The sequence below is a fragment of the Sphingomonas vulcanisoli genome, from assembly GCF_011761305.1.
GTDB lineage: Bacteria > Pseudomonadota > Alphaproteobacteria > Sphingomonadales > Sphingomonadaceae > Sphingomonas_I > Sphingomonas_I vulcanisoli.
In genome coordinates this window covers 300,110-312,277 of record NZ_JAAOZC010000001.1, presented here as the reverse complement: position 1 = coordinate 312,277, position 12,168 = coordinate 300,110, and the positions used below count along the sequence as shown (strand labels likewise).

Annotated in this window: 10 protein-coding genes; 4 read left to right on the top strand and 6 right to left on the bottom strand. The window is 64.4% G+C overall.

Annotated features, from left to right (window positions below; translation table 11 throughout):
• The first annotated feature begins 31 nt into the window (after positions 1 to 31).
• Entirely contained in the window at positions 32 to 1,282 is a 1,251-nt protein-coding gene (locus tag FHS31_RS01500) for an MFS transporter (protein WP_167071320.1), read from the top strand.
• A gap of 1 nt (position 1,283) precedes the next feature.
• A complete protein-coding gene (locus FHS31_RS01495; RefSeq protein WP_167071318.1) occupies positions 1,284 to 3,683 on the top strand; it encodes a glycoside hydrolase family 31 protein in 2,400 nt (799 codons plus the stop codon).
• 207 nt (positions 3,684 to 3,890) lie between these two features.
• On the opposite strand, the gene FHS31_RS01490 is transcribed toward FHS31_RS01495, so the two are convergent.
• The 5 genes from FHS31_RS01490 to FHS31_RS16690 all read right to left on the bottom strand — a co-directional run bounded on the left by FHS31_RS01490 (position 3,891) and on the right by FHS31_RS16690 (position 9,818).
• Complete coding sequence (locus tag FHS31_RS01490) at positions 3,891 to 5,138, bottom strand: MFS transporter (protein WP_167071316.1); 1,248 nt, start codon at positions 5,136 to 5,138, stop codon at positions 3,891 to 3,893.
• Positions 5,135 to 5,923 carry a dienelactone hydrolase family protein gene (locus FHS31_RS01485; RefSeq protein ID WP_167071314.1) on the bottom strand — a complete coding sequence of 263 codons (789 nt, stop codon included), beginning with the start codon at positions 5,921 to 5,923 and terminating at the stop codon, positions 5,135 to 5,137. Before FHS31_RS01485 ends, FHS31_RS01490 begins: the two co-directional genes overlap by 4 nt.
• 348 nt (positions 5,924 to 6,271) lie before the next feature.
• Entirely contained in the window at positions 6,272 to 6,610 is a 339-nt protein-coding gene (locus tag FHS31_RS01480; RefSeq protein ID WP_243843239.1) for a YdbL family probable chaperone protein, read from the bottom strand.
• 41 nt (positions 6,611 to 6,651) lie between these two features.
• Positions 6,652 to 6,828 carry a YnbE family lipoprotein gene (locus FHS31_RS01475; RefSeq protein ID WP_167072022.1) on the bottom strand — a complete coding sequence of 59 codons (177 nt, stop codon included), beginning with the start codon at positions 6,826 to 6,828 and terminating at the stop codon, positions 6,652 to 6,654.
• Positions 6,829 to 6,878: 50 nt separating this feature from the next.
• Positions 6,879 to 9,818: an intermembrane phospholipid transport YdbH family protein gene (locus tag FHS31_RS16690; RefSeq protein ID WP_481883016.1), complete on the bottom strand. Its 2,940-nt coding sequence runs from the start codon at positions 9,816 to 9,818 to the stop codon at positions 6,879 to 6,881.
• A gap of 366 nt (positions 9,819 to 10,184) precedes the next feature.
• Here FHS31_RS16690 and FHS31_RS01465 point away from each other — a divergent pair, with 366 nt between their 5' ends.
• Together FHS31_RS01465 and FHS31_RS01460 are read left to right on the top strand one after the other, a co-directional pair.
• A complete protein-coding gene (locus FHS31_RS01465) occupies positions 10,185 to 10,709 on the top strand; it encodes a 2'-5' RNA ligase family protein (RefSeq protein ID WP_167071309.1) in 525 nt (174 codons plus the stop codon).
• Positions 10,710 to 10,713: 4 nt separating this feature from the next.
• Complete coding sequence (locus FHS31_RS01460) at positions 10,714 to 11,316, top strand: glutathione S-transferase (RefSeq protein WP_167071307.1); 603 nt, start codon at positions 10,714 to 10,716, stop codon at positions 11,314 to 11,316.
• Between the two features lie 78 nt (positions 11,317 to 11,394).
• On the opposite strand, the gene FHS31_RS01455 is transcribed toward FHS31_RS01460, so the two are convergent.
• On the bottom strand, positions 11,395 to 12,165 hold the full coding sequence (locus FHS31_RS01455; RefSeq protein WP_167071305.1) for an SDR family NAD(P)-dependent oxidoreductase: 771 nt from the start codon (positions 12,163 to 12,165) through the stop codon (positions 11,395 to 11,397).
• Positions 12,166 to 12,168 lie beyond the last annotated feature (3 nt).

Below are 12,168 nucleotides of genomic sequence, written 5' to 3'. Positions count from 1 at the left end.
GAGCGGGTTTCCTTTGCCACGGTGGCAGCGTATGAAAATCCGCCACTTGCGGTGGTGGATGGTCGCGCTGATCAGCGTCGGCACGATCCTCAACTATCTGGCGCGCAACTCGCTCGGTGTGCTCGCCCCGCAGCTCAAGGGCGAGCTGCATATCACGACGCAGCAATACAGCTATGTGGTGGGCGCATTTCAGGCGGCCTATACGGTGATGCAGCCGATCTGCGGACTGATCGTCGACCGCATCGGGCTGCAACTCGGCTTCGCCTTGTTCGCGGTGGCCTGGTCGCTGGCCAATGTCGCGCACGCGCTGGCAGGCGGATGGGCTGGGCTCGCCTTCTTTCGCGGACTGCTGGGGCTGAGCGAGGCGGCGGCGATCCCGAGCGGCATGAAGGCAATCGCCGAATGGTTTCCGGCGCGCGAGCGTTCGGTGGCGACAGGCTGGTTCAATGCGGGCACCTCGCTCGGCGCGCTGATCGCACCGCCGATCGTGATCGGGGTGTCGCTGGCGCTGAGCTGGCGCTGGGCGTTCGTCGTCACGGGCGGCGTCGGGCTGATCTGGGCGGCGGCCTGGTACATTTTCTACCGCTCGCCCCTCAAGCATCGCGCGATCACCCCCGAAGAGCAGGCCTATATCGCCGCCGATCGGCCCGCCGCACCCCAGCACAAGGCGCGCGCACGCGACATCCTGCGCAGCGGCCGTTTCTGGACGATCGCCATTCCGCGCTTCCTCGCCGAACCCGCTTGGCAGACCTTCAGCTTCTGGATCCCGCTCTATCTCGCCACCGAACGGCATATGGACCTGAAGCACATCGCGATGTTCGCCTGGCTGCCCTTTCTGGCGGCGGATCTGGGGGGCGTGCTTGGCGGCTACCTTTCCCCTGCGCTCATCAAGAGGGGCGTGCCGCTGATCCCGTCGCGTGTGGCCGGCATCTGCCTGGGCGCGCTGCTGATGATCGCGCCAGGCTGCATCGGGCTCGCCGTCAGCCCCTATCTTGCGATCGGACTATTCTGCATCGGCGGCTTTGCCCACCAGATGATTTCGGTGCTTATCAACACGCTTTCGACGGACGTTTTCGCGCCCGAGGAAGTGGGCGTCGCCAACGGCTTCGTCGGCCAGGCGGGCTGGCTCGGCGGGCTGCTGTTCAGCCTCGCGATCGGGCAGCTTGCCGATACGATCGGATACACACCGCTGTTCGCCTGCCTCTCGTTTTTTGACCTGATCGGCGCCGCGGTGCTGATCGCCATGATCGGCCGGCTGACGCCAGCCACAGCAAGGGCCTGACATGCGCCGCGCCACGCTTTCCAACCCACCGCTGTTCGCCGTCACCCGGCGGACCACGGGCCAGATCACGCTCACCGCCGATACCGGCGCGGTCGCCCATGTCTTCGTGCTCGAGGAGGATGTCGTCCGCCTGCTGGTGCTGCCCGATGGCCGGGTAAAGGGGCCGCCGAGCTGGGCGATCGCGCCGGGCGCAGAGGATATCACGGAGCCGGGTCGCGATCGTATGAGCCTCGAGGGCTTCGCCTGCCCCGACTTCGCTGTGGATCAGACCATAGACGCGCTGGCGATCGAAACCGCGCAGATCCGGCTCGAAATCCGCCTGCACGGCCTCCATTGCCGCTGGCTGCAGCGGCACGGCGATGGCTGGGTGCGCATGGCCGAGGATCGACCGACCCAAGCCTATGACTTCGGCTGGTTCGACCGCAAGGTGCATCATTATGTAGCGCGTCACGCCGGCGAGCGCTTTTATGGGCTCGGCGAGCGCGCTGGGCCGATGGACCGGGCGGGCAACAGCTTCCGCCTCACCAACCTTGATCCAATGGGCTATGACGCCGAGACGTCTGACCCGCTCTACAAGTCGATCCCCTACATTCTTGCCGTCGACGCCGAGGGCCGCGCGCATGGCGAATTCTACGACACGATGGCCGATGTCGCCTTCGATTTCGGACGCGAGCATGACAATTATCACGGTCCCTATCGCCATATGGTCGCGGAGAGCGGCGATCTCGATCTGACGATGATCGCCGGGCCCGATGCGCTGACGGTCACCAGGCGCTTCACCTGGATGACCGGTCGCCCCGCGCTGATGCCGCGCTATGCGATCGGCTATTCGGGATCGACGATGACGTACACTGACGCGCCCGACGCGCAGGCACAGATGGCGGAGTTTATCACCAAGCTGGAAGAACACGACATCGGCTGCTCCAGCTTCCACCTCTCCTCCGGCTACACGTCGATCGGCGATAAACGCTACGTCTTCCACTGGAACCGCGACAAATTTCCCGACCCGGCCGCGTTCGTCAAAAGCTACGCCGATGCAGGCATAGAACTCGTCCCCAATATCAAGCCCGCCCTGCTCCGCGATCATCCGCAATATGCCGCGCTGGATGCGCAGGGCCTTTTCATCGCTGACGAGGATGGGCGCACGGTTGAAGGACAATTTTGGGACGAGCTCGGCGCCTTCATCGATTTCACCAACCCCGAAGCCGCCGCCTGGTGGCGCGGCCAGGTGAAAAGCGCGCTGCTCGATCACGGCATCCGCGCCACCTGGAACGATAATAACGAATATGGCGTGTGGGATAAGAACGCGCGCCTGGAATTCTGGGGCGATCCCCGCCCCGCCGCCGAGGCGCGCCCTCTGATGGCGCTGCTGATGAGCCGCGCCTCTCGCACCGCGCAGATCGCGCACGATCCCGAGCTGCGGCCTTATGTCGTCACCCGATCCGGAATGACGGGGCTTCACCGCTACGCCCAGACCTGGAGCGGCGACAATCGCACCGATTGGAAGACGATCCGCTACAACGCCAAGATGGGCCTCGGCCTGGCCCTCTCAGGCGTTTCCAACAGCGGGCATGACATCGGCGGCTTCGCGGGGCGCAAGCCCGAACCCGAGCTATTCTTGCGCTGGGTGCAGGCGGGCATCTTCATGCCGCGATTCAGCATTCACAGCTGGAACGACGATCGTTCGGTCAACGAGCCATGGATGTATCCCGAACTGCTGCCCGCTATCCGCCATCTGATGGCGTTGCGGCAGACGCTGACGCCTTATCTCTACGATTTGCTGCGGCGCTACCATGACGATTACGAACCCGTCGTGCGGCCGCTCTGGCTCGATTTCCCAGGCGATCCGGAAGCGTGGGCGGATGGCGACGATCATCTGCTCGGCCGCGATCTGCTCGTGCCCCTGGTGTGCGATCCGGGCGTGACGCGACGCGAGGTACGGCCGCCGGCGGGATCGGACTGGATCGACGTCTGGAGCGGCGCGCATGTCCGTGGCGGCCAGACGGTGGCGCTCGCCGCCGAGCTCGACCGTCCTCCGCCGCTGCTGGCGCGGGCGGGATCGAGCATTCCGGTCGATCTGGCGCCGGGTGGCTTTCGGCCAGATCCTTTCCGCCGCGGCCTCTGGATGTTCCCGAGCGTCGGTGACGGCGCGTTTTCGTGGCGCTTTTGCGAGGATCAGGGTGATCGCGGACCTGCGCGCGATATTTGGACGGGCGACTGCGTTTGCGAAGGCGACGTGATCCGCGTCGCAGTGAAGCGCACGGGCCCGGGGCTGTTCGGCGATAATTGTATCGCAATCCTGCTGCCGCCGGGCGAGCGGCGGCGGCTGGCGGTTTCGGGCGGCCAGAGCGCCACGGTCGAAATCGCTGGCCGGCAGGGTGTCACGCTGATGCTGGACTGAACGCCGAACGCCGTTCACAGGCATCGCCACTAACCTGGTCCGCTATGATGAGGAAACCGCCAGACGACGTACTCTCGTTTGGCTCGTTCCCGAAGGCATTCTTGCTTGCGCTTAGCGATCGAGCTCAAAGGGTTGCGGAGGGTTGCAGGCCTCATTCGCTCTCTTCGATAAGCGCACGCGCAGCACGCGACGCATCATGCGCGCTGGTCATTTTAGCTCTGAGGCAATGTGCCGGCTAGCGCGCCAGTAGAAAAAGGCCGGAATGACGTTGAGCAGGGGAAACACCATCAGAACCCAGCGCAGCGCCTGATCGCCCGCTTTCGGCGTCAGCGCGTCCGCCGCTATGCCGACTGCCAGCGGTCCCAGGCCCGCGCCGACGAGGTTGATGAACAGCAGCACCAGGGCACCGGCGAAACTCCGGTACGCAGGGGGCACCAGCCGCGGCGCGCTGGCGAAGACTGGGGCGTAAAAGAAGAGTGCAAGGGTGCTAGGTATGATCAGCAGGGCAAGCGCGATCCGCCAGTCCGGCGCTGAATAAGCAAGCGCGTAGAATGGCGGCGCGACGAGAACCGCGAACATCGGCACGATCATGTAATATTTCGGGTTGTTGCCTCCCAGCCGATCCGCGACCGCGCCCCCGGCCAACATGCCCACGATACCGCTCAGCCCGCTGACGATGCCCAGCCACAGCCCGACTTGTGCGATCGGCACGTGAAATGCGCGGATGAAGACGACCGGCGCCCATACCGTCTGGCCCATTGTTACGATCGAACTCGTCGCTGTCGCGCAGATGAGGAGGATGAGCGCGCGCGACTGCATCACCACGCGCAGACGTCCATGCGCGGCCGGAGCCACCTTGAGACCGTGCGGCTCGGCCGTGCGAACATCTTTCAGCAAAAGCTTTACCGCCATTGCGATGAACAGACCGGGTGCGGCGCAGATCAGAAAGGCTGCGCGCCAGCCGAGCGACTGCCCGACGATCCCACCCATCACGAGGCCCAACAGGATGCCGCACGGCACGCCCAGGCCCTGCAGCGAGATGGCGCGTGCGCGGCGCTCCCGCGGGATACGGTCGGCGATGAGCGCGTAGGAAGCTGGCGCCGACCCTGCTTCGCCGAGCCCGACGCCCACGCGCGCGATGGCGAGCTGGGCGTAGGAGGTCACCAGCCCGGACGCCGCGGTCATCGCGGAGAAGAGCGCAACCACGACGGCAATCAGGCGGACGCGATCGGTACCGGGCCGATCGGCATACCGCGCGATCGGCACCCCCATCAGCGCGTAGAAGATCGCGAACGCTGGCCCGGTCAGGATGCCTAGTTGAGTGTTGCTCAGGTGAAGTTCGCGGCTGATCTGGTCGGCAAGGATATTGATGATCTGGCGATCGACGAGGTTGAAGGTGGCGACCAGCAATAGCAGGAGCAGCAGCGCACGCTCGCCGACGCGCGGCGCGGTCACTGCGGCACCACGCCGCCATAGGGCGGCATGGTCCGGTAGAACATCGCAAGGATGAGTTCCCAGTCGCGTTCGGTCGCATCCTGGTCATAGACGTCGCGGGACGGTAGCGCGTAGCCGTGATGCGCGCCGGCATGAAGGCTGCGGCTGTAGCGTACCGGGCTGTCGGCCAGCAGCGCTTCGAAGCGCGGGATCATGTCGCCTTCGGCGGTCAGATCGTTCTCGGCGTATCCGCAGTACAGCTCGCCCCGCAGTCGGCCGAGTGCGAGGTGCGGAGATTCAGGCCGGTCCGAGATCAGATAACTGCCGTGGAGCGAGGCAGTGCCGACGAAGCGTTCCGGCCAGCGCTGGGCCGCCTCGATCGCGTGGCGCCCGCCCATGCAGAAGCCGATCGCGCCGACATGGGTCGCCAGGGCGCGACGATCTTGATCGACATAGGTCAAGACCGCGCTTGTATCATCGAGCACCATGGCATCGGTAAGTCTGCGCAGCGGCGCGGCCGCGATAGCAAGCTGCTCCCTGTCGAGGTTGAAGACCGACACCGTGCGACCGTTGGCATCGAAGAATTGGTTCAGCACGGTCGCGTCTTCGCGATGGTAAAAATCGGGCACCACACAATAATAACCGACGCTGGCGAGCCGGCGCGCGAGGGTCTTCAGCTCGTCGCGGTATCCCCAGAAGTCCATATAGAGGATCACAACAGGATACGGGATGTCCGGTTCGGGATGGACGATAAAGCATCGCATCGGGCCCGACGGCGTCGAAATTATAACCTCAGCCGCCTGCATGCTGCCCCTCCGTCGACGATTATCATGTTTGCGCACCTTTGCGCCGGTGGCCGATCAATCCCGGTTATGAGCCAATGATGCGAGCCAGAAGCATGCTCTCGAAGTCCCTTATTTCGTCCCTTTTCGAAGAACGACGCCGTCGCACGATATGTCGATACCGACAGACCACTGACGATACTCGATTGCCCCGACATCGCAAGTAAGCTTGCTCGCCCAAACGACCGGACGAACGCAATCGCGTGTTCGGACAGGGGAGAAGCGCGCCGTCGTTGGCTGGGAAGTATCGATGATCTTAGCGATGGCAGCGGTCGGGCCGCTTACCCAACGAACGCTTGATGGTCGCGCGACTTAGCTCCCACACTGGGCAGGCAACGAGATCGGATTAGCGCCCTTCACGGCCCAGGCGCCGCCAATTTGGTAAGCACGACCGGGCTTGAGCGATGTCAGCGTGTGGCAGCCGACTGAGGCGGCAAAAGCCTCGATCGGCACATTTTTCGCCTGGGCGACGTGGGTATAGCCCTCTCGGCGCTTGATGTTGATCGCGTCGACCTGGGCTTTGAGCGCTGCCGGGGGCGGTCGCGTGAATCCGATATAGCCGTCGGCCTGCTCGCCGACAGCGCCGCTTTCGAGGGCCGCCTCGACCTCGCTGCTCATCTGCGCGGCGACAGGCACGCCCGCGCCCAGCATCACCACAAAGGCGGCAGCAATCAGCAGGGGTTTGCGCTTTATCATTTTGGAAACAGGTCCGGATTGTTGGTAATGAAGTCCTCGGCATCCTTCTTCAGGCTGACGACGACCTCCTGCTTGACGTTGATATTGAGGTTGATCTCGATCGGCTTGTCCGGCGCCTTCACGGTCACACACCCCGCCAATGCCAGTCCAAGACCGGGTAATAGCCTCCGCATCATGGTCCATGGGCTCGCATCCAAAGCTAACAGCGTCAAGCATGACATAATCATCGCACCGGCTCGCTTACGACGGACTGAACGGCGGGTTCAGCCGGCGTTGTCGGCGGTTGCGTGAGCAGCAGCCGCGGATCCATGTAGGCCCGTGCGGAGCCGACCAGCCCGCGGAAAGGCGCGCGGATCCGAATATTGAACCGAAAAGGCAGATTGCGGATCATCCGCGCGATCAGCGCCTGATCCGGCGTCGCCTCCCGGACGCCAGTGAAATTGACTTGGCTGATCATCTCGCCGTCGAGCCGCCCATCGAAGCGAATTTGAAGCGACGAATAGCGGATAGCCTTCAGCGCATCGAAAGCGAGCTTGCCCATCGTGCCCAGCTGAGCGCTGGAGAGCTCGCCGACATACGCCAGCGTGCCGCCATCCTTGCGCGCGACGAGCGAACCGCCTTCGATGCGGCCGCCCCTGTCATCGAAGATCATCGGAAGGGCGCCGTCGAACCGTCCCGTGGCGGCGAGATTGGGAAAATCCAGCTGCTGGATGAAGGCGGCAGCGTCGAGCGCATCGACCCTGAAGGTCAGCCGCCGCGCCGCCTCTCCGCTGAAATCGAGTGTGGTCGGCTCCAGGCGCAATGCTCCCATCGCGAAGGGCCAGCGTGCATCCTCGATGGCCACACGGTTGCCGGATATCAGTTGAAAATGGACGACCCCGTTTGCGACTGCCACCCCGGGATTGATCTCGGCGATCGTCATCTCTTGATGCGGGGCGCTGACCAGCCCGAGCAGATCGGTGAACCGGATCTGGCCCTTGATGCCGGACACCGGACCAAAGGCAGCGGCGAGATCGAGGTGGTCGGTTCCGAACACGCCCGCGCTGCTGGTGCCTGCGGACGACCAATCGATCCGCCCGCTCCCCGAAACCGAACCGGCGACATCGACGACGACGCCGAGCGTTAGCGGGGTCAGCGCCTCGGGCTGGAGGCCTTTGGGCGCGAACGCCAGACCGGGCACGGCAATGGTCGCATGGCCGACGCCGTCCGCAAGCCGGTGAACAAGCGCGATATCGCCGACCTTGGCGCGGGATTTCGGATCGTGCAGCGTTGCTGTGGCATCGATCGACCCATCATGGAGCAGGAAACGAAGATCGTTGGTGACGAGCGGCAGAAAGCGCGGGCGGACGGCAGCGTCGGCAACCTGCAGGCTGCCGCTTAACGTCAAGTTTCCGTTGGCAAAGGCCCAATGGCCATCAGCTTGAGACAGGCGCAACGGCACGTTGGCGATCGCGCCGCCCGCGTTCGAATATGTCCCGCCGATCGTTCCGCCCAGGCGTCCGTTCAGGCGCGCGATCTGGAGCCGGCTGTCACCAAATGCCGCACGCAATGCCTGAGCCTCGAAGCCTTTCTTAGTCAGGTGCGTGCCCTCGATATCGAGGGTGACCGGCGCCCCGCCGGTGGTTAGGCCGGTGAGCTGTAAAGGCTGTGTTGTCGCATCCAGACGTAGCGGGGCCCCGGCGGAGCGTTTTACCAGCGGTCGCCCGCAGAGCGTCGTCCTGAACGGCGCGAAGGCGACGCCCGCCAAGCGCAACGATCGAAAGGCGATCGGCTGGCATCCCTCGCCAACCACCATGTCGCCGGTACGCGACACGCGGCCACGCACCGGCAGCTCCAGACCGCGCACGAAGCCATCGCCGATCGGACCATCAGCCAGCACGCGCCCATCGAAGCGTATCGCTTGTTCGCGCCATTCAAACCGCCCGGCCGGAAGCGCGATCCGCGCCGCGCCGGCGCTGTAGGATGCCAATTGCGCGGTGCCGTTGAGCGACGCGCCCGGCGCCGACTGACGGAGTTCAAGCCCGGCATCCGGCAGGTCGCCGCCCCCAGCGGTCACATCGCCGTCAAGCCGCCAACCTCCGGCGCTCCACAGCATCCCGCCACGCGCGAGTGCGGTGAATCGCGCGCCGGTCGCATCCGCCAGCGCGGCTTTTCGGACGTGTAACGCCACCTGCCGCCCGGTGATCACCACATCGAGATCGGCATCCGCTTGGGAGTTTGACAGCAGCATCGCAAGGGCGGCCGAAGCCCGCACGGCTGTCGGTGTGATCGGTAAACCGGCCGGCATCTTGCCCGCGTGGGCGATCTCCTTCGCCAAAGCTGGCAAGGCGAGCCGATCGAGGCCAAGTTCGGTCCGGACAACGAGATTGCCGAGCATCCCGCTTGCTTGAGCAGCACCATGAACGCTTGCGAAGCGCGCCGGCCCGGCGACGCCGCCGAAGCCCTCGAGCTTCGATTGAAGGTCAACCTGCTCGAATGTCGGACTAGAGGTGGCGGCAACCTGCGCCACGCCTCTGCCCAGCGACAGCGACGGGCACTTGGTCGCGCCGATCGTGATCGGGCCAGAGACAGTCGGTCGGCCCTCTCGGATCACGACTGTCACGGTCGCATGAACCGCGCCCAGTGAACAGGATGCAAAGCGGAGCGCGGGGGCTTCTGCCACCGCCCTTCCCGCGAACCGCTTGCCGGGATTGCCGGTGCCGTCCAGCTGCAATGCTATCGCGCCGTTGGGTGTATCAAGCAGCAGGCGGCTGTCGGCAATCGAAAGCACGAGCTTGGGAAGGGTCGTTGCGCCATCGGTCGATTTGGGTAGGAGCCGGTCAATGGCACCGAGATGGAGGCCCGCTGAATCGAGCGTCGCATGCAATTGCGCGCCGGTGACCGACACGCCGGTAGCAATCGGTCCATGAAGGCCATAGCCGATAGCCACCTCGATCTGCTTGGCGGTCAGATCCGGTCGAGCCGGATCCCCGATCCGAACGTCTTCCAGACGCTCCAGAAATGGGCCGAGGCGCGTTATCCTGTAGTGAGCCGTGACATGCACAGCCGCCAGCTTTTGATCGACGAGCGCCGTCGCAATCCGTACGCGAGACCACCACGACCCTAAAGCGGCCACGCCAACGAACGCAGCCACAGCTATTGATAGTGCGCGAACGTGCTTCATTCGGAGAGTAGGATAACGACCTTCTGCCCGAGAATGAATCGGTTCATTTGAGCCGACGGATAAATTGAGGGTTTTGGGTTCGGCGAACGCGAAGCCGGATGGCGGCATAGAAGGACGCTTGATTACCACGGCGATCGTCGGGTCGCAGCGGGCAGGTGGCGCCCACCGTCACCTACTTGGGGGGGTGTGACGGCGGGCACTTCCCTCTTCGGGTAAAAGGAGGGCTGGTCCTCCATAGCCTGCAGCGGCAACACCGTCTTTGCTTGCCGACAATTACGTCTGGAAGGGCAAGCCGTTGAGGAATGTCGCGCCGACCGTGCGCCCGGCTAAGCTGGTTCGGCCAGCGTTTGCGCCGTAGGCTGCGGCATGACCGACTTTCCCGTCAGCGCCCCAGCCGCGCCAATCATCGTGTCGGCGCTCTTCGGCCGAGATGATTTTGCATGGCTGGATGGGCTTCGCCGAGCGCATTTCCCCCCAGATCGAAATCAGCTCCCCGCCCACCTTACCTTGTTTCATCACCTACCGCCGTCGATCGAGGGCGAGCTGAAACGACGGCTTTCGGAAGCGACGCAACGCGCAAGGCCGCCCGCTACAGCCTCTGGTCTGATCAACCTTGGGCGCGGGGTGGCGATAAGGATTGAGGCGCCGGAGCTTGAATCCTTGCGCGCCGAGTTGGCCGACGCATTTGCCGGCCTGCTTGTCCCGCAAGACGCAGCCGGCTGGCGGCCCCACGTCACGATCCAGAATAAGGTTCAGCCGACCGAAGCGAAGACGCTCTTAACAAGCTTGGCAGGCGATTTTCAGCCGCGCGGGATTGGGTTCACGGGACTTGCGGTATGGCGATACCGCGGCGGCCCATGGGAGCCGATCTCGCAGCATATGTTCAGGTAACCCTATGGTCAGCGTGGTCCTCTACAGTTTTCGCCGCTGCCCCTATGCGATGCGGGCGCGCATGGCGCTTCTGGTGAGCGGCGCAGCCTTCGAGATCAGAGAGATAAAGCTCTCGGCCAAACCACCTCAAATGATCGAGGCCTCACCTAAAGGCACCGTCCCGGTGTTAGTGCTTCCGGACGGCGCGGTGATCGAGGAGAGCCTCGATATCATGCGCTGGGCGTTGGTACGCCACGATCCGGAACGATGGCTTGATGGCGAAGACCGCGCGCTGATCGATGCCAACGACGGCCCCTTCAAATTCCACCTCGATCGTTACAAATATCCGCAGCGATACGGATCGAATGCCTCGCACCATCGCGCTGCGGCACTCGATCTGCTTACGCCTTTAGAAACGCGGCTTTGTCACCAACCGTATCTGTGCGGCCCGACGCGGGCGTTCACGGACGCCGCGCTGATGCCGTTCGTGCGCCAATTCGCGGCCACGGATCCGGACTGGTTTGGCGACCAGCATCTGCCCGGAATACAGCGATGGCTCACCGACCAGACCGCGTCGCCCTTGTTCGGGCAGATCATGGTACGGCTGAAGGCCTGGCAACCCGCTTAAGCGGACCGCAGCTGTCCGACTATATGCGGACAGGACGGCGCTGGTGAATTGTCCATACCGCGGGCTCGGCCGCATGGCCTAGCGATAGCGCTCGGCCGGCTTTTGCCGCGACACGTTGGGCGCGAGCGCGGCTTCGGCCTCGGTAAATCCATCCCATAGTCCGACATCGGCGAGCGAGGGAATGCAGACGGCCTCGCCGCGATCCAGTGCGGTCAGAGAGGCGGCGACCAGGTCGTCCACCTGCATGACCATTCCCGGCGGATAACGGTCGATCGAGGTCGCAGCGATGCTGTGAAACTCGGTGTCGATCACACCCGGCACGAGCAATTGCACGGCGACTCCCGTCCCGCGGGCCTCTCCCTGCATGTGGCGGGTGAAGGCGGTCACATAGCTTTTCGATGCGCCATACCCGGCATTGCCGGGGATTTGATGGAAGGCCGTCCCCGATGCGACATTGATGATCGCCCCCGCGCCGTCCGCCACCATGCGCTGCATCGCGGCGTGCGACAGGCGACTGAGTGCGATGACATTGAGCCGCAGCATCGCGGTCAGGCGGTCCGGATCGAGCGTCGCGACCGCGCCGCGCGCCGCGAATCCGGCATTGTTGATGACGAGCGTCAGCGCCGGGCCGTCTGCGATTCGGGCTTCGACAAGCGCGATGCCGGCATCCGATTCCAGGTCGGCGGCCAGAATTTCGCTATCGGTGGCCAATTCGCCAGCCAGCGCGCGCAGCCGGTCTTCGCGCCGGGCGACGAGGACCAGATCGTAGCCGCGCGCAGCGATCTGCCGCGCGAATGCCGCGCCAATGCCCGCGGAGGCGCCGGTGATCAGGGCGATGGGACGGGTCATTGC